This is a genomic window from uncultured Acetobacterium sp. (assembly GCF_927416815.1).
Classification (GTDB): domain Bacteria; phylum Bacillota; class Clostridia; order Eubacteriales; family Eubacteriaceae; genus Acetobacterium.
This window is the reverse complement of record NZ_CAKMJU010000006.1, coordinates 37004-60641: the sequence shown is the minus strand read 5'-3', so window position 1 is coordinate 60641 and position 23638 is coordinate 37004. Positions and strand designations below refer to the sequence as shown.

Sequence of the window (23638 nt, the reverse complement as noted above, 5' to 3'; positions counted from 1 at the left end):
TTTTATAAATATACCTTGTACTGATTATGCCGTTACCAATTCTTTGGCTTTGACCGCTGCGCTACCGGCATCCGGGGCATAGCCATCGGCACCAACTTCAGTGGCATATGCTGGCGTAACCGGTGCTCCACCAACAATGACTTTTACCGCCGGGTAAGCGGCTTTAACGGTGGCCACGGTTTCTTTTAAGGCTGGCATCGTGGTGGTCAGCAGTCCTGAACAGGCGACGATTTTGACATTATCGTTATCTTTAACTGCCTGGACAAAGCTTTCCGCTGATACATCAACTCCCAGATCAACCATTTCAAACCCGGCGCTTTCAATCATCATCGAAACCAAATTCTTTCCGATATCGTGAAGATCCCCAGCTACGGTACCGATGACACAGGTTCCCAGCGCGTTCGATCGATCTCCAGCCATCAGGGGTTTTAACACATCGACACCTTTTGACATGGCCTTAGCTGCGATCAGCATTTCTGGCACAAAAATATCTCCAGCTGAAAATTTTTCCCCAACCACGCTCATCGAATCTACCATGGCTTGGAGAATTTCTGTTGGTGCACGACCTTCATCTAAGGCTTCCTGAACCAGTCCCGGCACCAGTTTAGACTTTCCGGCTTCAACCATTGCTTTGACTTCTTGAATTTTTGACATGTTTTTCCTCCTGTTTGATTATTTATTAATGATACTTCAGCACGCTATTGGTTTGATTGACGATTTCCCCAACTGTGCCAATGAACGGTTTCCTTTTGTCAGATACTTTACTGCTCAAATCCAGTCTGTCATCAAAAAAATAGCAAATCTTTTTTGGTGACAGCGATTACAGACATGCTCAGAAGCTTACTGATAATTCCTTTTTCTCGGTTAGTACTCCTTGACTTAATCAAATTTTAAATCAATTTAAAGTTTATGTCAACCTTTATTTATAAAAATTAACTTTTTACTAATTAGTAAAAAAGTTAATTTTACACATCTCTGCTTTTCAGCTCTCAAACTGTAGGCTTCGCTATCAAAAGCAAGCGCCCCTTATCCTCAATGAATCTGGCTAAGGGGCGCTTTATGACTATTCCAGTCAAAAACTATAATCATTGTTTGCTTCACTGATCGGCTGATTTAATTAAACAATACACAACCGACATAGGTAAGGGTATTTGGTCCATAGTAATAGTCCAGGTTATTGAGTTTACACAGGTCGCTGACCAGAATCCCAAAGGCTTCCATCGATGAGAAGGCCTTTTCGGGAAAACGACAGGCCTCATCGGGATAGCTACATTTTTCACATAAGGAGCAACATCCGTCGCCCAATGGCAGCATATCGGCTTTTTTGTCAAACAGCGCATTAACCAGTCGATCAAAGCTTTGGTTGTGCTTCTCCTTAATGTCTTCCATACCTTCAAAATCAAAACTGTCTTCCAATGCGCCGGTGGTTTGAAGAATTACACCATACTTGTAGTGATTAACCTTATTACTGCATTCGTCCAGGCTTCCGCATCCTGGCGGACATGCCCAGTTGGTATCATAGATCTGACACTTGTTGTCAGCACACATTTGTCTGACCTGGGGATTTAAATCAATGGTTGCCACCTTAAGTTCTGCTGCCCGGGTAAAGCCACTACTATTGGCCAAATTTAATACTTCTGTTAATTCCATCATTATTTCTCCGGTTTCTGTAAGAACCATTCTTAGTTCCCACTAAATTACTAACTATTCTAGCATACCGTTTCGTATAAATATAGTCTTTTCTTAAATAATGATTGCAGTCCGATCGCTTAAACAAATGAGGCCCAGCCCTTTATTCACGCCGCACAAGCTTATTCACATCAGCAGGTAACTGATTATCGGAATGGTGACCACTGAAGCCAGGGTCGTAATAAATACCGCCTTGGTCGCCAGAGCGACATTATTTTCATAGCGGTTGGCAAAAAGAACTGCTGAAGTCGCCACCGGCATCGCAATAATGACGATCACGATTCCCAGTAAGTAGGGGTTTGTAATCACATTTCTCAAAACTAGCCAGGCACTTAAGGGCAGCAGGACCTGCTTGATAATCACATAGGGATAAAGTCTGATCTCGGTAAAAACACTTTTAATCGGAATTCCTGCTAAGGCAATGCCAATGACAATCATCGCCAAAGCTGAAGTGGTACTGCCAACGGTTTTTAAGGTATCATTGACCAGCTCGGGGAGTTTCAACTTAAAGGCAAACATCGTCACTGCGGCAATTGAAGCGATCATTCCCGGGGATAAAAACTTCTTCCTATCCAAGGCTTTGATGCCGTCTTTTGACATCAGCATAATTCCAAGGGTAAAGTTGCTGACATTGAAGATGAGATTAAAAATGGTGGCGTAAAAAATTGCCCCCTCTCCAAAAATAGATGCGATCACAGGAAAACCCATAAAACCGACGTTCGACCAGATCGTCATATACATGTATAAATGGCGGTCTTCTCTTTTTACCAGTAGTATTCTGGCAATTAAATAGGCAATAAAGGGCATCACCAGATAAAAAAGAATGGCGATCACAAACATCATCAGAACTTCTTTGTGATCTGTCTGCTCGGGTATGGAGGCCACCGAAGCCAGCATCATACATGGCAGGGTAATGCTTAAAATAAAATTAGAAAGCTGGGTTCCAAATTTCGGACTGACCACCTTTTTCTTTGTTGCAAGATAACCTAATGTCAGAATCATAAACAACTCCAACATCTGATTAATCACGACGTTGATGTCCATAAGCTTCTCCTCCAAATAAGAATAGGCTATCATAAGCTTGGCGTAAATTCAACCGGCAATTATGATTCCGGCAACTTCTGTAACCGTTTTAACAAACTCGACTAACTGCCAGAAATCGTTGCTTTTATAAATCTATGTCAAGCCTTCTTGAATTGAAAAAAATTCTATTTAATTCTAAAAAAACCAGAAATATATTTCACATTTCGCTCATTTTTATGCTACAATCAGCTTAGGCAGGTTGCCGCAGATGAAGCTGGTAGCTTTGACCTGATTTGTGATGATTGAGGTAGCAATGCGAAAGAAATCCACTAAAAAATTAAGAATAAAAAACTTGCCCCGATTCCTGACCTTTTCTGTCTTGAGTCTTACGCTTTTGGTGATGATCCCGCTATCATTGTTTTTTTTAACATCAAAAATAGCCACCGCTTTCCATTCCCATAAACAAGTCGCCCAAACGTCTGAGACGGTTAATTCATCGCAAGCCAATGGGGCAAAATCAGAGCCGGCCAAGGTAAACAATTATCCCAGTGCGATTACCAAAACCGATCCCCCCGCTTCTGATACTGATGATGATCCCCTTGCTGATATCAAGTCACGTCTGCGAAGTGGTGACACCGCCGGCATCAAGGTCGTCTTTCTAACCTTCGATGATGGTCCTAGTGCCAATACCGGTGCGCTTCTCGATATCCTTTATGATTATGATGTAAAAGCCACCTTCTTTACAACCCTTCACGACAATGAAAATGCCGCAGCCATGTATCGTCGGATTATTGATGAAGGTCATACCCTGGCCAATCATACCAGCAGCCACGACTACAGTCTCTATGATAACCCGGAAGCCTTCTTTGCCGATGTTGATGCGCTGGATCAGTTTCACAAAACGATAACCGGCCAAACCGAAACCAGCCACGTCTTCCGTTTTCCCGGAGGCTCGACTAATTCTAGTGAGGCCTGTGTCGAAGGGATTGTCAGCCGCGGTTGGAACTACAGTGACTGGAATGTCTCCTCCGGTGATGGCTGTGCTGAGCCGCCGCCCGCTGATGTGATTGCCCAGACAATTATTGAAGGCTGCCGCAAATATGATGTCTCAGTTGTTTTGTCACATGCCGAGCTCAAAGAATCGAGCCGCAAAGCGATGCCAATAGTGATCGAAACCCTTCAGGCCGAAGGTTATGTCTTTTTACCGATGGAAAAGGATTATCACTATCCCCGACATTTTGAGCTTTAGAAAAATAATCTTCCCAATGACAATCGATGAGCCTTTTACCATAAAGCAATTTCGCGATTTTCTCAAATCGCGGGAAAGACATTTGCGTCGCTAACTGACTTTTAAAAAATAATCGCACAAAAGAGGATCTATCCAATTAGGACAGATCCTCTTCATTTAGACAATAGAACCTATTTTTCTAGAGAACGTCTAAGCCAGCCTGGGCCACGATCATATCTTCTGCAACGCTTCCGCCACTAACGCCGATTGCACCGATAATCACGCCATCTTCTTTAATGACCATTCCACCGCCAAAAACAACCATCCGACCCTTATCACAGGAAGCCAGACCAAATAATGGCCCTGCTTCTTTAGATGCTTCCGCCACTTCATGGCTGCCGCATTTTAATGCCGCTGCTGTGTAAGCTTTGTTTGTTGCAATATCAATACTTGCCAACAAGGCATCTTCCATCCGGTTGAAAAGCACTGGGTTACCATGTTTGTCACAGATTGCAATAACCATTGGAACATCGATTTCAATTGCTTTTGCTGCCGCCGCATCGGCCATTTTTTTTGCCATATCTAATAATTTTCCGGTTGTTGTCATTTTCTCATCCTCCAAATTTTAGTTTGCCCCTCTTTCACAAGTTCACTTAAAACTGGATTATTTAATCTTGCTTAGGTTTAGAAAGCCGCCTTGTAAATGGCAATCACATCTTCTTTAGTTGGGCATTTAGGATTTCCGCCGGTGCAGATATCAGCCAGTGCCAGATCCGCTAATTCACTGAAATCTGCTTCTTTAACGCCGATTTCTTCGAGTCCCGATGGAATTCCAACATCTTTTGATAATGTTTTGATTGCTTCGATCGCCAATTCATTGATTTCTGCTTTGCTTTTGTGCGCGGTATCAACACCCATTGCTTGTGCAACTGCGGCTAAACGATCGCCAACTGCATCGGCATTATAGGCTACGACGTAAGGCAGCAGAATGGCGTTGCAAACACCATGAGGCAGATCATAGAAGCCTCCTAACTGATGTGCCATCGAGTGAACGATTCCCAATCCACCGTTTGAGAAGCCCATACCGGTTACAAATTGACCATACGCCATGCCATCCCGGGCATCGACATCTTCGCCGTTGGCAACCGCTGCTCTTAGGCTGCTAGAAATCGCTTTGATCGCTTCAAGGTTAAATAAATCAGTAAATCGGGAAGCACCAGCGGTGGTGTATCCTTCAACGGCATGGGTTAAGGCGTCCATACCGGTAGCCGCGGTCAAAGATTTTGGCATTTTAACCATCAGGTTTGGGTCATTAACAGCAACCGCTGCCAGACAATTCGGATCAACAATAACCATTTTCAGTTTACGATCCTCATCGGTAATAACATAGTTAATGGTCGCTTCACTAGCGGTTCCAGCTGTCGTATTAATGGCTACGATGGGCAACGATTTATTGGCGGTTTTACCAATCCCTTCGTAATCGCGAAGATCGCCGGGGTTGGTTGCCAGAATGGCGATGCCCTTAGCGGTATCCTGAGGTGATCCACCACCGATACTAATGACATAATCACAAGCGTTATCCTGTAATGCCTGGTAACCGGCGTTGACATTAGCAACCGTTGGGTTTGGTTTAACATCTGAGAAGATGACATAAGCCAATTCAGCATCATCCAAGACGTCTAATACTTCTTTTACAATACCTGCTTCGATCAGGACCTCATCGGTTACAACTAAGGCTTTTTTGACGTTCATGCGTTTGATTTCCCCTGCAATCAGTTCGATTGCACCGGGTTCCATGATTACTACTGGTGGAAAATAATAGGTTCTTGCCATTTAAAGTACCTCCAAATATTTTGCAACTGTAAACAGTTACATTTTCTTTCTTAATTTTATCAAATTTCTATGTCGATTCAATTGACACTAACCAGCAAGTGTCACATAAGTGACAATTTTCCCAAAGTGTAACCTGGCTGAAACTAAAAAAACCAACCTTTGTCCGATGTCTCCGATCATCAGATAAAAATTGGTCTTTCTATATATAATAGCTCCATCTACAAAAATAACAGATATTGTCTGAGCTTTTCCGGAATCGCATCGATCAGCAGTTTAGCAAACTCAGCCGGCTCCATCACCATCCCTTCGGTAACCCATTTAAAGGTCATATCCATGGATCCCTGACAATACATCTCCAACAAAAATTGATCATCCGCTTCTAGTGGTTTCCCGGTTTTTTTAACAATCCGATTGGTATAATAATCCTTAATCAGATTCAAATCATAATCATAAATAGAATTGCAGTCACTGGATTTAAAGGCCGCCGCAAAAAAATCTTTTTCGGCTCGAACAAAGGCAAATTTTTTAGTCAATCCTTCTTCTAAAGTCAGGCTGATCCCCATCTGTTTGATTGATTGCTGTGCCAACTTATCAAAATACCAATTAACCAGATCATATTTATCCTGAAAATAGCGATAAAATGTCTGTCGTGTTAATTCACTTTGATCTACAATTTCCTTAACGGTTATTTTATCTAAGGGTTTATTGACCATCAGCGTTTTTATCCCCTTGGCCAACCGTTCTTTTGTTCGATCATTTGCATCCATTGCTATCCCTCTACATTAAATATTTTGAATCTGCCAAGATTAATCACCGGTTTATTTGTTATTGTTAATCTTATCTATCTCCGTAATCGCTGTCAATGAAATATTTTACCAATTTGGGTTAAAATAATACTGGCTATCTTTTGTAACACGAAAAAGAACTCCTTTCTCTGGGCTTTCCTTTAGGAAGCCATCAGAAATTGGAGTTCTTTTTTTAATAACAAATGAAGTCAGCTAAAAACTTTAGTTTTAGTCTGCTGCACCGCATTTCTTTTGTGAATCGTGTCTATGCTTTGATTTCTTTTTTGCTGATCAGATATGCCATACCCATCAGTGCCAATAGTGCCATTGTAGCCATTAAAGCATCTTGTCCCATGTCCTGAGTACCAGTTTTAGGATTGTCTGATGTATGCCAGCAATATCCGCAATATGGTTCTAAATATAAACAAGAAGCGGTAAGATCGACATCACCGTAGCAAGGACTGATCCAAACGCCTTCAGCGCCATAAATAGCTAAAGGATCAACGCCGCCCATAGCACAAAGATCAAGGATACCATCTCGGATAACAACCCAGCTACCTGCATATAATGCAGTTGCAATGCCTGTTTGAGTACTAGAACGGACAGTTGTATATCCACCATCTACGAAGACATCATCGCCAGCGCCAATACCCATGCTTGGGCCGCTGATTGATTCGGTAATGACATCAATATCGCCGCCATTGATCGCAACATCATAATCAGCCCAGAGACCATAGGCTCCGCCAGTTCCGGTATTGATTGCTGTCGCATCAATCCAACCATCATTGATGATTAAATGGCCGTTTGTGACCTCAACTGCAGTAACATCGCCAACGTTGTTCATTGCGAACAGTTCATAGTCGCCATCATTAAGGACAAGATCGCCATTTGTTACATGGATAGCTCTTGTAGATCCAATAGCAGTCAATTCGCCAGGTCCGCCCATAGTCAGATCACCGGTTACGTCAATTGCACTACCGGTATCATTTGCGATCACGTTGATGCCACTGAGGATCATGGCAAAATTACTGCCCATATCCGTTGCAACAACTTGTTTTCCAACAAAATTGTTAAGTGTCAGTGCATTGGTGATTGCATCATATGAGTAGTCAGCGCCAACAGTGTTAAGTAGCACATCAATAAATGTTACGGCATCTCGCCATAAGCCTAATGTAACTGCTTTAACTTCAATGGTGCCTTCTTCAGCTGCTGCTGTCACAACTGCAGCTTCTTCAGCAACGGGAGCTGCTGCAACCGGCTCTTCTGCTGCCACTGGCTCATACGCTTCGGTTTCCACAACTGCTGGCTCTTCAGCCACCGGTTCTTCAGCTGCTGGTTCTTCAGCTACTGGTTCTTCAGCCACTGGTTCTTCAACTGCAGTGTTTAACACCTCATCAACCGGCGCACCCTCAACTGCTAATACAACTAGGGTCGGTTCTTCCACCACTTCTTCGGCAAATGCTGACGTAGGTACAAGCATCAACACCATTACCACTACCAGCAACAAAGCCATCATTTTCGACATTTTCTTCACTTCACTATTCCTCCTTTCAAGAGTTGTTCTGTGTACATCACCCCACAATTGGTGTGAAATTACACAGTTATAGTTTACACTACTCTTTTTACCCTTTTTTATTATGACTAACACAATTATTAAAAAAATTTTAAAAATTTATTTTTTTTGTTAGCCGTTTGCATTGCTTCATCTGGTCATCGTTTTTTGCCTAATTCAAATCTGACTGCTGACAAAGGGCACCGCCGTTGCTCCCGGAGCAGCCGAGTCGATCGGCACTATGATGATCTGAATCCCTTCCAGGCGCAGACCCTTGCCTTCGGTTCCGGCACTGGCTCCGTTCTTGGCCCAGTCCAGCCAACCGTAATTCTGGGCATGGACACGATAGTAAAGGTCATATTTACCGACGTCGACACCATCGAGTTCAATTTTTATCCCTTCCAGGCGCAGGCCTAGTCCGGTGGTGCCGCTAATTGCGCCGTTACTGACCATCGGTTGCCAACCGATATTTTGAACATGGGTCTGGTACTGGATCACGACATTGACTTCGCTGTTATCAACCAGTATTTTGATCCCTTCCAATCTTAGACCCTGTCCCACGGTGCCACTGATTGTGCCATTCTTTTTTGAAATCTGCCAGCCGACATTCTGAACGTGGGTGGAATAATAGACATCCACATAGGAGGACGGCAAGCTCACAAAGGGTCTCAAGTTAGCATAAGCATAGGAATCAGCGGTGGAACCGGGATATCCAAAAATAGTCACTTCTGGTACCAGCCCAAAAATCTGACCGTCAAAACTTGTTGCATTGTTGAAGAAAGATATTTTTTTCAGGGCTGGGCAGTTGGTAAAGGCGGCATAGCCAATAGCGGTAACTGTATGGGGAATAATAATGCTGGTTAAGGATTTCGCCCCCCAAAAGGAACCATTTCCGATGGTCACCAAGCCATTACCTAAAAAGACCGAATCAAGGTTGGGGCAATTATAAAAGGAACGCATCCCCAAACTTTTGACACTGTTGGGCAAATTAATACCAGTTAAACTTGTTCTTCCGTTAAAGGCATCATTACCAATTTCCAATACTGTTTTACCATCAATGGTCGCTGGAATATCGACATTGCCACCGCTTCCAGCATAGGATACAATTCTGATGCCACCAGCAATAATATCATACCAGTAATCACCGGAATGAATACTGTCCGTTGATATCTCCGATAGATCCTCGCCAAGATCTAAGTTCTGACTCTCGTCAATTACTTCAATTGCTTGCTTTTGAGACATTCCGGGGTCCTGATTTTGTCCTTCCGCAATCACTGCCATTGGCAGTAGACTGATACCGATACTTAAAATGATCAGCCAGCTGAAGACTTGTTTTCCAATCCGAATCATTTTTTAGCCTCCTTTTTTAATCGATTCGCCTAACCATTTGATCGCTCTAAAGCTCAATTCCGCAAGCCAGGCAACCCCAAAACCGTCGCTTCTAACTGTTATCGTCATCATACCCTGGCGTAAGGATTTTAAACGGTTTATTCGATTATATTTGAACATCAAAAAAGACTCGCCATCTGGTAACGAGTCTTTGCTGTTTTCTTATTTGATTGCTTTTTATTTGATTGCTTTACTTTCCTAATAAAGATCACTTCTGCGGTCTTTAAAGACGGTCATATTATTTCTGGCTTGATCCAGATCGGCCAGCTCGAGACTAGCAAAGATCAGCTTTTCTTGGGGTTCGGGACCGGCATCGGCCAGCAGTTTTCCCTGGGGATCAATAATTAATGAATTACCGGCGTTCTGCTGATCCTTGACGGCTGCGCCGCAGCCGTTGACGGCAACCACAAAGATCTGGTTTTCAATCGCCCGAGCCTGGTTGAGCACCCGCCAGTGGCCGACCCGGGGCAGCGGCCACTCGGCCGGGACAAAGAGCACTTTCGTCCCAGCCAGAGCCTGTTTTCTAGCCCACTCGGGAAAACGGATCTCATAACAGATGATAATCCCGCAGGGATTCCCGTCAAGGCTAAAGGTGACCAGTTGATTTCCCGCCCTAAAACGCTGATCCTCGCCGGCAAAACTAAACAGATGCGCCTTGTCGTAGTCAGCAATAATGTATCCCTGGCGGTCGGTCACGTAAGTGGTATTATAATAATTCCCGGCTTTTTTTGTCGCCACCGACCCGCCGACAATATTGATCTTTAGTTCCGCCGCCAACTGACTTAAAAACGCCTTGGCCCGGTTGCCATCAAGATCGGCTAGCCGCTCGTCGAGACCATCGGTAATAAATCCGCCGCTCCACATTTCCGGCAGTACCGCTACATCAGCCCCGGCTGCGGCGGCCTTGCGGATTAAGACCTCGGCATTGTGATAATTGCTTTCTAGCTTTTTTAAGACCACATTCATTTGGATTGCAGATATTTTCATCAAAATCTCCTCTCTATTTCTTCTTTATTTCTTCTTTATTTCTTCTTTATTTCCGCTCTATTTTGACTACATCAATGGTGCCATGATTCTTAACACCGCTTGCCCAACTTTTTTTACAAACGAGATTTTTTCCCATTCAGCATAACATACTTCGCGACTGACCGCGATGCACTCGAGCAGATCGGCTTTGATATCGAGCACCGTCTGTGAACCGGAGATCCAGGTGCCGCATTCGTAATTCCAGATCAAACTGCGATAATCCATATTGATCGATCCGACAATGGCGACCTGATCATCCGTCACCATAACCTTGCCATGAACAAAGCCTGGGGCATATTCATAGATCCGCACCCCCTCTGCCAGCAGATCCCCGTAAAAGGCGCGGGTGGTCGCGTAAACCAGCTTCTTGTCGGGTATGCCCGGGGTAATGATCCGGACATCGACACCGCTGCGGGCGGCCAGCAAGATACAATTCGTCAAGTCGGTATCGAGAATCAGATAGGGGGTGGTGATATAAAGATAATCCTTGGCGTTAGCAAAAATCTTCATGTAGATGTTGGCGGCCGGATTTCGGGGGTTCATCGGGCCATCGCAAAAGGGCATCACCAGTTCATTTGCCGCTACCGGCGCAGTGGTCGCCTTAAAGTCCTCCAGTTGGGAGACCTCCCCGGTAGAATAATCCCACATATTAATAAACATCGTCGTCAGGCTAAAAACCGCCTCACCTTCAAGACGGATGGCCATATCTTTCCAATGGCCAAAGCGGACTTTTTCATTGATATATTCATCGCCAATGTTGATCCCCCCGGTAATTGCGACCCGGCCATCGACGATCGTCATTTTACGATGATCGCGAAAACTGATAAATTTAAACAGTGATGGCGATAAAGGATTATAGGGAATGCTGTTAATCTGATGGGCGGCACAATTCTTGTAAAAATCTTTGGGCAGGGTTGATAAACTGCCCATCTCATCGACCATCATCCGGATTTCTACCCCGGCGGCGGCTTTTTCATAGAGGGCCGCCATTAGCTCGTCATACATTTTTCCACCGGTGACAATAAAGTATTCCAGAAAAATAAATCTCTCGGCGCTTTTGATCGCTTGCAGATTGGCCCGATGCATCTCCTCTCCCAGTTTTAAATACTTGCTTTTGGTATTATTCCAAACCGGCAGATCCCCCAGCCGATGAACCAGCTCGACCTGTTTTTTGATCCCCTTGTCATCAATGGATTCAAAAACGGCCTGATTTTGTGGGATTGTTAAAAAGGTGCGTTGATTGACAATATCCCATCTTTTTTGAAATTTTTTCGGCACCCGATGCCGTCCCCAGATAAAATAAAGGACGATCCCTACCGCCGGAAGAATCAGCACAAAAATAATCCAGGAAATCTTATAGGCGGCGGTCTTTTTACGATAGACAATATTCAGCACGACCAGAACGGCCAACCCCTCAACCAGCCAATAACCATACAGTGCATCTTCAGAAAACTGCAAAATAATCAATCCGATGATACTCAATTGCAATAGTATCAAAACGATATTGACTAAAAACCTGAACAAACTTTGAAAATGATCCGATGAACTTTTCATTTTTACCTCTTTTTCATTCTATTCTATTTATATAGCAGTCCCTCAAGCCAAGTTTTTATAGAAAAAGATGGCCAGCTGGGTGCGATCGCGGAGATTCAGCTTTTCCAAGATAACGCTGATCCGATTTCTGACGGTTCCTTCACTTAAATAGAGGCTCTCGGCAATCTCGCGATTGCTAAGCCCCTGGGCGACCCGATCGATCAGCTCCATTTCCTTGTCACTAAGCGAAAGACCATTTTCCCGCTTGGGTTCACCACTGTGTATCAAAGCAGGTATCTTTGTTACAATATCCGCGCCAAAAACACTTTGCCCTGTCTGGACGGCTCTTAATGCGGGCACAATACTTTCAAAGTTCTGTTTAATCAGATAGCCTTTTGCCCCTAGTTTAAGGGCTTTGATAATATATTCGTCATCTAAAAAGGTAGTTAAGAATAAGATCCGCGCCGCTTCGTCAGCCGCTAGGATAATTGCCGCGGCTTCGAGCCCGGTCATCACCGCCATGCGGATGTCGATTAGCAGCACATCTGGTTTGAGTTTTTGGTATAAGGCAATCGCTTCTTGACCATTGTGGCCGATGCCAATCACTTCAATATCGCCATGGGCTTCGATAATCGTCTTTAGCGAAGCACAAACTAGCCGGTCATCATCGACAACAAGTATTTTCATGGTTCCTCCGGTACTTTTATTTTTTTCTATTTTCTATTTTCTGCTTTCTATTAAAATGATTGATTTTTTGGCACCGAGATAAAGATCCGAAAGCCCCGCTCAGCCGAGATATGGACATTGCCATTAAGCACCGCGACCCGATCGCTGATATTGTTAAGGCCAATCCCGGAATTGTCCGGCTTTACCCTGGTGGTGCCGTTATCCTGTACCACCAGCTGAATCAGCCCCGGGTGTTCGCGGACAATCAGGACTACTTCGGTGGCATTAGAATGGCGGATGATATTCGAAAATGCTTCCTTGACCACCGCCACAAAACAATATTTCACTTCTTTATCGAGCGCCATTTCGACATCATAGTCAAATTTGACTGGACAAAACTCAAAATTTTTAATCAGTGTCTGTAGTTCCACCTGCAAGTTAAGCGACTCATCGTGGAGATCGTGGACGCTGCTTCTGATACTGTCCATCGCTTCGGAAAGGGTTTCTTTAATTTGAAGCAGGCCTTCACGAGTCTGGGCTTCTTTACTAATTGCCAGTAGCGCTCCAGTTTGGAGGATGCTCCGTGACAACATATGGCCGACGTTGTCATGAATATCGCGGGCAATCCGGTTACGTTCACTCAGGGTGGCCAGGTTGAGTTCGTAGTCCTGCTTTTCCATTAGTAATTTATTCTTTTTTTCAAGCTGCAAGGCGGCTTCCCTGCTGCTGTCCCGAAGGGCATTGTATTGCTGTTTTAAGGTAGTCAGGGAGAGGGTTCTTTTTTTTAGTAAATAGGCCACCAGCATAAAAACCGGAATCAGCACCACCGCGGTGCCGCTCAGTTCGGCGAAGCCCGTTGCTGCCGGCAGCAGCACCAACGTCCACAGCCATTTGTAGCGAGAAATCAGAACGTCATAGCCAATTAGCGGTACAAACAGAAGATAAGCCGGCTCAATAAAGCAGATCACCAGATAGCCAACAAACAAAGCCACCGTTACCGGTCCTTCTTTGACATAGCTTGAAGCCGCCCCAAAAATCACTGCTACCAGCACCGGGGCAATCAGCAGTAGCTTATCAACGGTGGTCAGGTATAAGGCCAGACAGAACCCAAAAATAATCAGTTTATCAATTAGCTTATTCATCATTACCTGCCCTTATCAGAATCATTCCCTAAATTTTGTGCTCATCAATATCGTCGCCAGCGACCGGATATTTATCACTACTTTAACATAAATGGTGACATTTGTCATACCTAATCAGGAGCTCTATCACTAGCAAAATAAGTTCCGCCGCGGTAAAATAAAACCAACAACAAATAAAACGCTGTTTCCCTCATGTTTGGGTTAAGCGCACACATACAAGGAGAGAAAATGATGGTTATTAATGTTAAAAATCTGGTCAAGCGCTACGGCGATCTAATCGCTCTGGATCACTTTAATCTGGAAGTACAAGAAGGCGAAGTTCTGGGGCTACTCGGTCCTAACGGTTCGGGTAAAACCACCGCTATCAACTGCATCTTGTCGCTACTTAAATATGATAAGGGCAGCATTGAAATTTACGATCAGCCGATGGCTCCGGATGCCTATGCGATCAAACGCAATATCGGCGTGGTGATGCAAAACGTCGCGGTCTTTAATGAACTGACGGTTTATGAAAACATCGATTATTTCTGTGGTCTTTACATTTCTGATAAGCAGACCCGCAAAAAACTGGTCGCTGAGGCCATTGATTTTGTCGGCCTCAATGATTTTACCAAATTCTTGCCTAAAAAACTTAGCGGCGGGCTGCTCAGGCGGCTCAACATTGCCTGCGGGATTGCTCACAAACCCAAGCTGATCATTCTCGATGAACCGACTGTCGCAGTCGATCCGCAAAGCCGCAACAGTATTCTAGAAGGTATCCAGAAACTCAATCAACAGGGCGCCACGATCATCTATACCTCGCATTACATGGAAGAGGTTGAACAGATTGCCAGCCGCATCGCGATCATGGATAAGGGTAAGATCATTGCCATGGGCACCAATGAAGAACTCAAAAGGATGATCAAATCAGGCGAGCATATCAACCTCGAACTGCTCAACGCCGAGGATCTCGATCTTGAAGCGATCAAAGCGATCCCCGATATTATCTCAGCCGAATTAACCGACAATCAGCTGGTGGTGACATCCAGCCGCGGTAAAAATAATCTGATTGTGATCCTGGATCAACTTAAAGCACAACAAATTGCAATTGGCAAAGTCTACTCCGAGCCACCCACCTTAAACGACGTCTTTTTGGAAATCACTGGCAAAGAGCTAAGAGATTAGGAGGTCATAATGTTTTTATTTAATTATGCTTATCGTCTCAAGTGCATCTTACGCAATCGCGAATTGATGTTTTGGACCCTGATGTTTCCGATTTTACTGGCGATCCTGTTTAATCTGGCCTTTTCCAATATTTACAGTACCGAGAAGTTTATCAAGGTCAATGTGGCACTGGTTCAAAATGATGCACTGACTGCCAACCCGGCTTTTTCAGATGCCCTTAGCAAGATGGATGATCTTTTTGTCGTCAGTCAGACGACCCTTGAAGAAGCCGATGCACTACTTAAAGAGAATCAGATTGATGGCTATATCATCTTCGACCCCGAGCTTAAGCTGATGGTCAACCGCTCTGGCCTGAATCAGACCATTATCCGCGGTTTTCTGGATGACTTTCTGCAATCTTCGGCGACCCTTATGACCGTCATCAGCGAGAATCCGGCAGCGCTAGAAAGTGGCACGATCGCTGGTGTTTACAGTCGGACTGACTACCTTAGCGCTGTCTCTGCCAGTAAGTCCAGCCCCGATACGACTGTCCATTTCTTCTATACGCTGATCGCAATGACCTGTTTATATGGCGGCTTTTTGGGAGTGAATGAAGTTATCGCGATTCAGGCCAATCTTTCTGATGTCGGTGCCCGAATCAATACTGCGCCCACCAATAAGCTGACGGTCTTCCTGTCATCGATGCTCGCGGCTACCACCATTCAGCTGGCCGAACTACTACTTCTACTGGCCTTTATCGTCGGCGTCCTGGGGATCAGTTTCGGTGACCAGCTTGGCTATATCGCCTTGGCCTGTGTAATCGGCAGTCTCACCGGTGTAACCTTTGGTACCTTTATCGCTGCGATCGTTAAAAAAAGCGAGGGCATTATTACCGGTATCCTGATTGGTTCGACCATGACAATGTGCTTTTTGGCTGGGATGATGAGCGCTGATATTAAATATCTGGTCGCTACCAAGATGCCGATTCTCGGCTACCTCAACCCCGCCAACCTGATTACCAACAGCTTTTATGCGCTATACTACTACAATACCCCAACCCAGTTTTTTATTAACATCCTGCTGCTGTGCGGCTTCACCCTGTTATTTAGCGCGACTACCTATTTTGTTTTAAGGAGACAGACCTATGCAAGTTTATAAAGCTTTTTTTCGCATCATCCAGCATAACCGATCCCAGATCCTGATCTATCTGGTCGTCTTTATGGTGCTGGCGCTGTTGCTCAACACCACCTATAATCCGCCTCAGGATACCGACTTTACCAAGACTAAGATTAATATCGCCTTTATTAATGAAGATGGTGATTCGCAACTGGTGAAAGGTCTTCAAACCTATCTGGGTGAAAATGCCAACCTGGTCGATCTTCCCGACGAATCCCAGAAACTCCAGGATGCCCTATTCTTCCGCGAAGTCAGCTACATCCTGCGGGTGCCAGCCGGCTTTACCCAAGCCATGCTCAGTGGCCAGGCGACTCAGGTGGAAAAAACCACCGTGCCTGATTCCAGCAGCAACATTTATATGGATCTGCTCATTAATAAATATTTAAACACCGCCCAAGCCTACGCCACCTATCTGCCTGGTCTGTCTCAGGGAGAGCTGGTTGACTATTTAGAAAAGGATCTGGCCAAAGAAACGACGGTGACAATGATCAGCAACGGCTCCCTGTCTGCTCGGGCACAAAAATCTGGCTACTATTTTAATTATATTTCTTATTCGCTGTTTGCCATTCTAATTCTAGGGGTCTCGATGGTCATGCTGGTTTTTAACAACACCGATCTCAAACGCCGCAACCTCTGTGCCCCAATCCGCTCTGCCAATATGAATTTCCAGTTGATTCTCGGTAATCTCAGCTTTGCCACCCTGACCTGGTTGCTGCTGATCTCGGCCAGCTTTTTCTTATATGGCAGCTACATGTTTACCACCCATGGCCTGTTACTGCTGTTAAACTCCTTTGTTTTTACGCTGGCAGCCCTGTCAATCAGCTATCTGATCGCCAATCTGGTTAAGAGCCGCGAAGCGATGTCGGCAGTGGCCAATGTTTTCACTCTCGGCAGCAGCTTTATCGGCGGGGTCTTTGTCCCCCAGGAATTACTGGGCAGCAATGTCCTGACCATTGCCAGCTTTACCCCCACCTACTGGTATGTCAAAGCCAATAACGAAATCGCCAACACGGTCAGTTTCAATGCCGATAATCTCCAGTCGATTTTTACCAGCATGGTGCTGGTGCTGGCCTTCGGGGTAGCGGTACTGGCGGTAACCCTGGTGCTGATTAAGCAACGACGGGTGGAAGCCTAGATTAGTAGCCTAGATTATCTTGGGTAAAATAAAAAACAGGTTCGGGACAAGGATGGGGTTGTCTTGGGCCTGTTTTTATTTATGGGTTTGGGTTGGTGGCAGAGTGCCTCAGGCGGCCTGCATCAGCAGCAACTGAACCCCCAGCTTTTGAGCCTCATGGCTCAGGGTTTCAAGAATCCGCTTGTAACTGGCATCAATGCCATCTTTAAACTCCTGGACCCGATTATCCCGGTTGATGGAAGGCAGGAAAAAAACGGCAAAAGGAATCAGGCCGACCACCACATTGGCCAGCAATTCACAGACCACATCAACCCGATCCCGGGAAAAATCAAAATCAGTGAACCGACCCCATTCCGGCTTGCCGGTACGCTCCCCAGCCAGGGCACTCAGCTGATTGGCCAGCTGGCAATAATAGGTGATGGCCTCAGCCATTTTCTCCTCGCCATATTGGCCAATCGCCTCATAAACCGCCTCAACCGAGCGGCCAGCATAATCATTGATCCGATTCACGGTGGTCTGGGATGAGGCATTAAAAACCGTCACCGTTTCCTCAATATAGTCATACACGTCGTTGCGCCACTTTTCCAGCAGCAACTGTGCATGAGCCAGGACATTCCCCGGCACCTTGAGACAGATCGATTGCCACAGATTTTCCCGAATATTGTGGATGACATCCTCTAGCCCAAAAGGCTCGGTCACAATCCCGCCCAGCAGTTTTTTCGAGACTGAACAGGCTCGGACAATATTGCGCCGCTCAATACCCAGTTCCTGCAGAATGGCTTCCATCTCATGGATGGCTCCATCCACATTGGGCAGATCGCAATGTGATAACACCGTCATCACCCGGTTGCCCTGATCGATCAGCTCCCGGATAATGGCTTTTTCAAAGCCTTCGATCCGGGCTGACTTGGCCGAAAAAACATAGATAATGGTGTGAAACCACTCGGCGATATGGTCGCAGTCATGACGTTTGACCTCCGTCATAATCAGATCTTTCCAGCGCTCCGCCTGATTGGCTTCTAGCCCCCAGGTGTCATAGAGGTTGATGGTAAAAGCCGCTCCGCAGTCGTAGGCATGCTGGTAAAGCCCTTCTGCGGTCACCGGCCGGCCGGTTCCGGTCTTTTCCAGCTCCAGCCCGAAGATATAGTTTAACAGGCTGCTTTTGCCAACACCCGATTTTCCAATCATCAAAACATTTGTTTTCAGCTTCTTATCCATTGTTTTTTACCCTCCTCATGGCAACATCAAAAATATTATTAAAGGCATCCGTCCCGAAAAATTCATCCTCATCCACCGAAATCCCCGCCAGTACCGCCTGGGAATAATTAAAACAAAGATTGGAAACCGTCAGTCCCAGTGTCAGCGTAATGGATGAGGCTACCCCGGCATTGATAATCATTCCCGCCGCCGTACCAAAACCCGGGATCAGCTTGGTTAGATTACCAACCAAGGTACCGGCCATTACTTTTCCCACCTGCGCCAAAATCTGCGTTTCCAGCAGTGAAGCCGCTGTTCCCTTGAGTTTGGACAGCCCATAAACATTGAATATGTGCAGGGTCATGGCCATCTGAATGGGCATCAGTACCATGGCATCCGAAAAAGGAATCGGTGATGCCCCCACTCCGGCCGCTGCCACGGTATATTTGGGAATCACACGCTGGGTGACATGATCGCGTTTCTTCTCAATGCACCCCCTTAAGGCAATAATCAGGCCCTCCCGGAGATATTCCGGTAATACCGCAATCGCCCAATCGATCAGCGCCGCCTTCTGGATATAGGGTTTGAGCAAGACCTGAACCTGCTCATCCGCCGTGACCGCATAGGTAAAGAGGGCAATGGCTGAAAGTTCTTCCCGGGCGGTACGCTGCAGCGCTTCAAGTTCCCCTGCTTCAACCCCATCCACCTGGGTAAATACCAAGGCCACCGGCACCTTTTTGTCCTGGATCTCCCGGATCAGCATAAAATCCGTATCGGTGATCCGCTTGTTGGCGGCACTGATGCAGTACCAGACCTGATGAATCTGGTCTTCCACCGCCTCCGGGTCTTCCCGGCGTTGGCGGTCGATCCAGCCGATGATTTCCTCCCGGTAGTGGGCCTGCCGATCGCTACCGATCTCATAGCCTTCACTGTCATAAATGGTGACGGTTTCGCCCTCATAGCGATGGGTACCCCGAGTCACTGGTTCTCCGGCCCCGACGGCAGCCAGGTTCTCACCAAAGATATCATTGACCAAGGAGCTTTTCCCCACTCCGGTGGCACCGCACAATAGTATATTGGGCTTGACCACCTGGTTCTTGATTTTTTCATACTCCGCTTCATAATCAAAGGCATCCGCCTTAAATTCGACTCCCATTTGATTTCCTCCCTTGCTGTTCGCATTTTCTTATTATCGCCAGCCGACTTATTTCACTGATGCTTGAGCGGCTGCTTCGTTCTCGTCTGATGCCGCTGCGTCATCACTGTTGCCGCCAAAAATCAGGGACGCTAGCAGCACAATGGCGCCAATGATCAGTAGTATCACCCACCGCTGGCTTGAGATTATTATATGATAGGTGGGTGGACAGTAATTGGGAGGGTATCGGAGATTTGAAATGATTTTGAGGATTTCGGGAAATAAAAAACCGCCGAAGCGGTTTTAGTTGATGGAGCATATTTAATCGTTTTTTCAGTTTCAGGGTTGCTTTACAGGAATTATTACAGCTTATTTATCGCACCTGCTTAGTAGGCGCTTTTGTAATCAATGCTTTGAACGTTATTAAATAAATTATCTCGGTTTTATCAAAAACCAAGTATGCCCATCAAACCTGAAACAAGATTGGAGACAGTCGATTTAACAGATTCCACTGCCGATTTAACATAAGATTTGGCAGTGTCACGAATTTTCTGCACTCCTTTTACCACAGCCTTGCTAACACCGGAACCTGCCATATAACCAAGGGTTCCTCCAACGAATCCGCCGACAGCTGTACCAACCGGCCCCAAAACGGTTCCGATGGCAGCCCCAATAGCAGCCCCTTTTGCTGACGCCGCAATTCCAGCTACACAAGAAATTGTTGTTTGCTGCATTTCATCAAGACCTTCCCGAACGGTCAATTCACCGGAAGCAATTTTTGCTGTTGTTTTAACATTCTCAACCGCTACAAAAGCGATATTCGTCAGTGTTGAAGCCGGTGTGCCTTTCGGTATCACCCTGATCAGTTCCTTCTCGGCAGCAACTTTCAAGGCTCCGGCGGTTACCGTTTTAACCCCGAAGTCGGCGCCAGACTTGATTGCCGTTTCCAGTACTTCTTCGCCTTCAATGGGTTCGCCCTTCCATACCTTGGTGGCAATATTCATTCCGGCACCAACAGCCGCCCCCTGCAAACAGGCATATCCGGCTTGTTTGCCAATTCCCATAGCAATATCTTTAGCTACGTAATCATTCCAGTCAGCATCCAACCAGTTCTTACTTTGCGCCTTATCCTGAAGCTCTTTGGCCTCATCTTTTGTTAGTGGTTTGCTTTTGACTGCACCTTCCCCAATCGTTGCGGAAACCTTCCGATCCGGAAAGGCTTTTTGCACCGCTTCCACCTGTTCTTCCGGAACAAGCAACTGCTGACCACGATAGTCGCCTTTCTTAATTAATGCAATTGTCGCTTCAGCATTTGCTCCGTATTTCGCCTGATAACGGCTGACAATGTTTCCACTACTGTCTTTTATCACAATATCGACAGAATTTTTCTTATAGATTTCACCTGGCTTTGGCTTGAGTGCTTCAGCATATAAATCGCTACCCGTTGACTGGGCTTTCAGATTAAAGCTGTTGGCATGATGCTGTTCTGCAATAAAACCATCCAGATTCATGATCAAATTTGGCTGCCCAACCTTTGTTGTAATTGTATCATACATCGCTTCGTTAGCCTTTTTTACAGCATCATCCAATTGCTGCAGGTATTTTGCACTTTCCTGAGCTGACATCGACGATGTCGATTCTTTCAATGACGCTGCCAACCAACTCTCTTTGCTTCTACCGTTACTAACAGCCTGCTTCAGAGCTTTGTTTTTATTTTCTGTAACGATCAACGAATCAATAATTTCCCTACTCATTTCATTGATTCGTTCTCTCGGTCTTTCCGGTAGCTGTTTCGCCATTTCCAGTGGCAACCACTCCTTGTCTTCCATTTCATCTTTTGATGTTATATAGCTTTCCAGAAATTCTTTCTGAATAGCCAAAACCGCACTCGCCTCATCTTCTGAAATCAACCGTTCAGAAAAATCATATTCGTATTCTGTTTTTTCTTTATTCATTTGCTTAACCCTTTAAAAAAGCTCCGAGAACTAATAATATTTGTCGAATTATTCTTCAAGTATTCTTTTTTATCAATTTTTATCTTGTTTTCTAGCCTTTTCTGTCGTCCTAACAGTTCATCAATTTGACTTCCTATTCCCCGGATTTCTTCAATATTTTCGAAATCCGCAGCAAACTCTGCTTCCCCTAAAACCTTCTTTACTTTTTCTAAATGTGAAATTCTATCACCAATCAACAATCTCTCAGTTTCAATATGAACAATCTCTTCGTATATAATATCGTCATCGCAATATGAATTCTCATCATTTAATTTCGTTCTCCACTCCGATCTTGTTATTATTCTTTTTAGCTTTTTTCGAATCGTTTCTAAATCCTCAAAATTATTTTTTGTCTCTTTAGTCGTCCCGGCATTCCCTTTTTTCAATTTCTCAAAATTCTTTGCTCTATTACTTTCATTGTCAATCTTTTCAGTATGTTTATCTCGTTCCCCATCTATATTCCGTATTTTTCTGCTTGGCCGCACTGCCCGACTGCCATCATTCCGGCTTGCCGGTTTCAAGTCTATTTCCTTAACCGATTCCTGAATTTCTTTTATCCGTTGCTGCAGTGTACTTGAAATCGATTTGATATTTTGTTGGGCTGTCTTCAAGTCATCGGTTGTCAGCAGATCCCGGCCATCGATAAAACAACTTTCAATGGCATCCTTGACAATCGCTTCCAGATCAGCGCCATTGTAGCCATCGGTTACTTTAACAATTGTAATAATATCCAGATCCCGATTCCATTTATTTCGTTTCTTCAGATGAATTTCAATAATCTTTCGCCGTTCTTCATCATTGGGGAAAGTAACATAAAACAATTCGTCAAATCGACCTTTTCGCAAAAATTCTGGAGGGATCTTGGAAATATCATTGGCCGTGGCAACAATAAATACCGTATTTTCTTTTTCCTGCATCCAGGTCAGAAATTGCCCAAACAATCGCGTCGTAACGTCGCTGCCGCCGCCAGTGCCTCCAACTCCCGAGAAAGCTTTCTCAATCTCATCGATCCAAAGCACGCAGGGACTGATCGCCTCCGAAAGTCTTAATGCTTTACGCATATTTTCTTCCGACTCACCAATGTACTTACCCATCAGCCTACCGACATCCAGTCGCACCAGCGGAATATCAAAGAGCTTGGCCGACGCTTTTGCTGCCAGACTCTTGCCACATCCCGGCATCCCGACAATCATAATCCCTTTGGGAACATCGACCCCACATTTGACCGCTTTGTCGAGTTGGCTGAAGATCAGCTCTTTTCGGTATAGCCATTCCTTGAGGTTTTCTAGACCGCCAATGTCCTCAATCGTCTCGTCAATGATGATCATTTCCAACAAGCCAGCTTTTTTTATCAACTGCTCTTTCTGTCTTAATATCAGTTGCTTATCATCTGAATCAATGCAACCACCATCCTGATAGGCCAGATTAAGAATCTGCTTGATCTGAAACTCATTTAACCCCTTAAAGGAAAATGCGATTTCATTGAGCACATCTTCTGACATATCAATGCACAAATCATTTTTAAAGACTGTCATGATTTCGCTTATTTCCTTAACGGTAGGAACTGGCATATCAAAGACCGTAATTAGATCTTCCAATTCTTCCGGAATAACCAACTTACTTGAAACAATGAAAATAGTTGCATGATAATCATCATTATAAAGATTTCGCTCAGCGATGTATTTTAACAGCGAAATAATCTCTGGGTTATCAAGCTGCTGATGGATATCCTTTAAAACAATGTACATGGAATCGTCATAGCCATCATCCATGACCAGCTTTAAGAATTGAAACAAGTCACATTCGTTACTGATCGCTTTTGTTTTAAAGTCAATGATTCCCAGGCCATTATTAAACTCAATCACTTTTCGGCTTTGACTGATATCAGCAATAATCTCATCAATAACCTTGAAATCAAAATGATCGATATAAATAATCGGATAAAGGGCATCAACATAAGAGGCCAGCAAATCTCTTGCACTGTTTTTCATG

20 protein-coding genes are annotated in these 23638 nt (G+C 45.0%); 4 read left to right on the top strand and 16 right to left on the bottom strand.

The features are described from left to right. Positions 1-24: 24 nt before the first annotated feature. From QZ998_RS01145 to QZ998_RS01135, 3 genes are all read right to left on the bottom strand, one after another. On the bottom strand, positions 25-654 hold the full coding sequence (locus tag QZ998_RS01145; protein WP_296557355.1) for a corrinoid protein: 630 nt from the start codon (positions 652-654) through the stop codon (positions 25-27). 459 nt (positions 655-1113) lie between these two features. After that, on the bottom strand, positions 1114-1650 hold the full coding sequence (locus tag QZ998_RS01140) for a DUF2284 domain-containing protein (RefSeq protein WP_296557354.1): 537 nt from the start codon (positions 1648-1650) through the stop codon (positions 1114-1116). Between the two features lie 165 nt (positions 1651-1815). Further along, on the bottom strand, positions 1816-2733 hold the full coding sequence (locus QZ998_RS01135; protein WP_296557353.1) for an AEC family transporter: 918 nt from the start codon (positions 2731-2733) through the stop codon (positions 1816-1818). Between the two features lie 358 nt (positions 2734-3091). On the opposite strand from QZ998_RS01135, the gene QZ998_RS01130 reads away from it, so the two are divergent. Then, on the top strand, positions 3092-3961 hold the full coding sequence (locus QZ998_RS01130; RefSeq protein ID WP_296557351.1) for a polysaccharide deacetylase family protein: 870 nt from the start codon (positions 3092-3094) through the stop codon (positions 3959-3961). 178 nt (positions 3962-4139) lie between these two features. Here the strand turns inward: QZ998_RS01130 and QZ998_RS01125 are convergent, their stop codons facing one another. From QZ998_RS01125 to QZ998_RS01085, 9 genes are all read right to left on the bottom strand, one after another. Further along, complete coding sequence (locus QZ998_RS01125) at positions 4140-4547, bottom strand: heme-binding protein (protein WP_296557349.1); 408 nt, start codon at positions 4545-4547, stop codon at positions 4140-4142. A gap of 77 nt (positions 4548-4624) precedes the next feature. Continuing rightward, on the bottom strand, positions 4625-5773 hold the full coding sequence (locus QZ998_RS01120; RefSeq protein ID WP_296557347.1) for an iron-containing alcohol dehydrogenase: 1149 nt from the start codon (positions 5771-5773) through the stop codon (positions 4625-4627). Between the two features lie 218 nt (positions 5774-5991). Then, positions 5992-6540 (bottom strand): TetR/AcrR family transcriptional regulator C-terminal domain-containing protein, encoded by a 549-nt coding sequence (locus QZ998_RS01115; RefSeq protein WP_296557345.1) that lies wholly within the window; start codon positions 6538-6540, stop codon positions 5992-5994. A 283-nt stretch (positions 6541-6823) separates the two neighbouring features. Next, positions 6824-8092 (bottom strand): hypothetical protein, encoded by a 1269-nt coding sequence (locus tag QZ998_RS01110; RefSeq protein ID WP_296557343.1) that lies wholly within the window; start codon positions 8090-8092, stop codon positions 6824-6826. A 195-nt stretch (positions 8093-8287) separates the two neighbouring features. Further along, positions 8288-9460: a leucine-rich repeat protein gene (locus tag QZ998_RS01105; protein WP_296557341.1), complete on the bottom strand. Its 1173-nt coding sequence runs from the start codon at positions 9458-9460 to the stop codon at positions 8288-8290. Between the two features lie 237 nt (positions 9461-9697). Then, entirely contained in the window at positions 9698-10486 is a 789-nt protein-coding gene (locus QZ998_RS01100) for a carbon-nitrogen family hydrolase (protein WP_296557340.1), read from the bottom strand. Between the two features lie 66 nt (positions 10487-10552). Beyond that, on the bottom strand, positions 10553-12079 hold the full coding sequence (gene cls, locus QZ998_RS01095; protein ID WP_296557339.1) for a cardiolipin synthase: 1527 nt from the start codon (positions 12077-12079) through the stop codon (positions 10553-10555). 42 nt (positions 12080-12121) lie between these two features. Continuing rightward, a complete protein-coding gene (locus tag QZ998_RS01090; RefSeq protein WP_296557337.1) occupies positions 12122-12745 on the bottom strand; it encodes a response regulator transcription factor in 624 nt (207 codons plus the stop codon). A 50-nt stretch (positions 12746-12795) separates the two neighbouring features. Continuing rightward, entirely contained in the window at positions 12796-13866 is a 1071-nt protein-coding gene (locus QZ998_RS01085; protein WP_296557335.1) for a histidine kinase, read from the bottom strand. A 231-nt stretch (positions 13867-14097) separates the two neighbouring features. Here QZ998_RS01085 and QZ998_RS01080 point away from each other — a divergent pair, with 231 nt between their 5' ends. Genes QZ998_RS01080 through QZ998_RS01070 form a run of 3 tightly spaced genes read left to right on the top strand, consistent with a single transcriptional unit; the run spans position 14098 to position 17320 of the window. Next, positions 14098-15030 (top strand): ABC transporter ATP-binding protein, encoded by a 933-nt coding sequence (locus QZ998_RS01080; RefSeq protein ID WP_296557365.1) that lies wholly within the window; start codon positions 14098-14100, stop codon positions 15028-15030. 9 nt (positions 15031-15039) lie between these two features. Next, positions 15040-16167, top strand: a complete 1128-nt coding sequence (locus QZ998_RS01075; RefSeq protein WP_296557334.1) for an ABC transporter permease — start codon at positions 15040-15042, stop codon at positions 16165-16167. Continuing rightward, positions 16154-17320 (top strand): ABC transporter permease, encoded by a 1167-nt coding sequence (locus QZ998_RS01070; RefSeq protein ID WP_296557332.1) that lies wholly within the window; start codon positions 16154-16156, stop codon positions 17318-17320. Before QZ998_RS01075 ends, QZ998_RS01070 begins: the two co-directional genes overlap by 14 nt. 108 nt (positions 17321-17428) lie before the next feature. Here QZ998_RS01070 and QZ998_RS01065 read toward each other — a convergent pair whose 3' ends face one another. The 4 genes from QZ998_RS01065 to QZ998_RS01050 all read right to left on the bottom strand — a co-directional run bounded on the left by QZ998_RS01065 (position 17429) and on the right by QZ998_RS01050 (position 23637). Further along, positions 17429-18538, bottom strand: a complete 1110-nt coding sequence (locus tag QZ998_RS01065; RefSeq protein WP_296557330.1) for a GTPase domain-containing protein — start codon at positions 18536-18538, stop codon at positions 17429-17431. After that, a complete protein-coding gene (locus tag QZ998_RS01060) occupies positions 18531-19673 on the bottom strand; it encodes a GTPase (protein WP_296557328.1) in 1143 nt (380 codons plus the stop codon). Before QZ998_RS01060 ends, QZ998_RS01065 begins: the two co-directional genes overlap by 8 nt. Positions 19674-20098: 425 nt before the next feature. After that, the gene (locus QZ998_RS01055; protein WP_296557327.1) at positions 20099-21607 is read right to left on the bottom strand and encodes a hypothetical protein; all 1509 of its coding nucleotides are present in this window, start codon (positions 21605-21607) and stop codon (positions 20099-20101) included. After that, positions 21604-23637, bottom strand: a complete 2034-nt coding sequence (locus tag QZ998_RS01050; protein ID WP_296557326.1) for an AAA family ATPase — start codon at positions 23635-23637, stop codon at positions 21604-21606. The genes QZ998_RS01055 and QZ998_RS01050 overlap by 4 nt, the downstream gene beginning before the upstream one ends. Between the last annotated feature and the right edge of the window lies 1 nt (position 23638).

Coding starts and splice junctions, on each gene's coding strand:
- QZ998_RS01075 (WP_296557334.1), top strand. CDS start 15,040: ATGTTTTTATTTAATTATGCTTATCGTCTCAAGTGCATCTTACGCAAT.
- QZ998_RS01060 (WP_296557328.1), bottom strand. CDS start 19,673: ATGGGAGTCGAATTTAAGGCGGATGCCTTTGATTATGAAGCGGAGTAT.
- cls (WP_296557339.1), bottom strand. CDS start 12,079: ATGAAAAGTTCATCGGATCATTTTCAAAGTTTGTTCAGGTTTTTAGTC.
- QZ998_RS01050 (WP_296557326.1), bottom strand. CDS start 23,637: ATGAAAAACAGTGCAAGAGATTTGCTGGCCTCTTATGTTGATGCCCTT.
- QZ998_RS01065 (WP_296557330.1), bottom strand. CDS start 18,538: ATGGATAAGAAGCTGAAAACAAATGTTTTGATGATTGGAAAATCGGGT.
- QZ998_RS01120 (WP_296557347.1), bottom strand. CDS start 5,773: ATGGCAAGAACCTATTATTTTCCACCAGTAGTAATCATGGAACCCGGT.
- QZ998_RS01115 (WP_296557345.1), bottom strand. CDS start 6,540: ATGGATGCAAATGATCGAACAAAAGAACGGTTGGCCAAGGGGATAAAA.
- QZ998_RS01080 (WP_296557365.1), top strand. CDS start 14,098: ATGGTTATTAATGTTAAAAATCTGGTCAAGCGCTACGGCGATCTAATC.
- QZ998_RS01145 (WP_296557355.1), bottom strand. CDS start 654: ATGTCAAAAATTCAAGAAGTCAAAGCAATGGTTGAAGCCGGAAAGTCT.
- QZ998_RS01055 (WP_296557327.1), bottom strand. CDS start 21,607: ATGAATAAAGAAAAAACAGAATACGAATATGATTTTTCTGAACGGTTG.
- QZ998_RS01070 (WP_296557332.1), top strand. CDS start 16,154: ATGCAAGTTTATAAAGCTTTTTTTCGCATCATCCAGCATAACCGATCC.
- QZ998_RS01090 (WP_296557337.1), bottom strand. CDS start 12,745: ATGAAAATACTTGTTGTCGATGATGACCGGCTAGTTTGTGCTTCGCTA.
- QZ998_RS01135 (WP_296557353.1), bottom strand. CDS start 2,733: ATGGACATCAACGTCGTGATTAATCAGATGTTGGAGTTGTTTATGATT.
- QZ998_RS01100 (WP_296557340.1), bottom strand. CDS start 10,486: ATGAAAATATCTGCAATCCAAATGAATGTGGTCTTAAAAAAGCTAGAA.
- QZ998_RS01125 (WP_296557349.1), bottom strand. CDS start 4,547: ATGACAACAACCGGAAAATTATTAGATATGGCAAAAAAAATGGCCGAT.
- QZ998_RS01085 (WP_296557335.1), bottom strand. CDS start 13,866: ATGAATAAGCTAATTGATAAACTGATTATTTTTGGGTTCTGTCTGGCC.
- QZ998_RS01140 (WP_296557354.1), bottom strand. CDS start 1,650: ATGGAATTAACAGAAGTATTAAATTTGGCCAATAGTAGTGGCTTTACC.
- QZ998_RS01105 (WP_296557341.1), bottom strand. CDS start 9,460: ATGATTCGGATTGGAAAACAAGTCTTCAGCTGGCTGATCATTTTAAGT.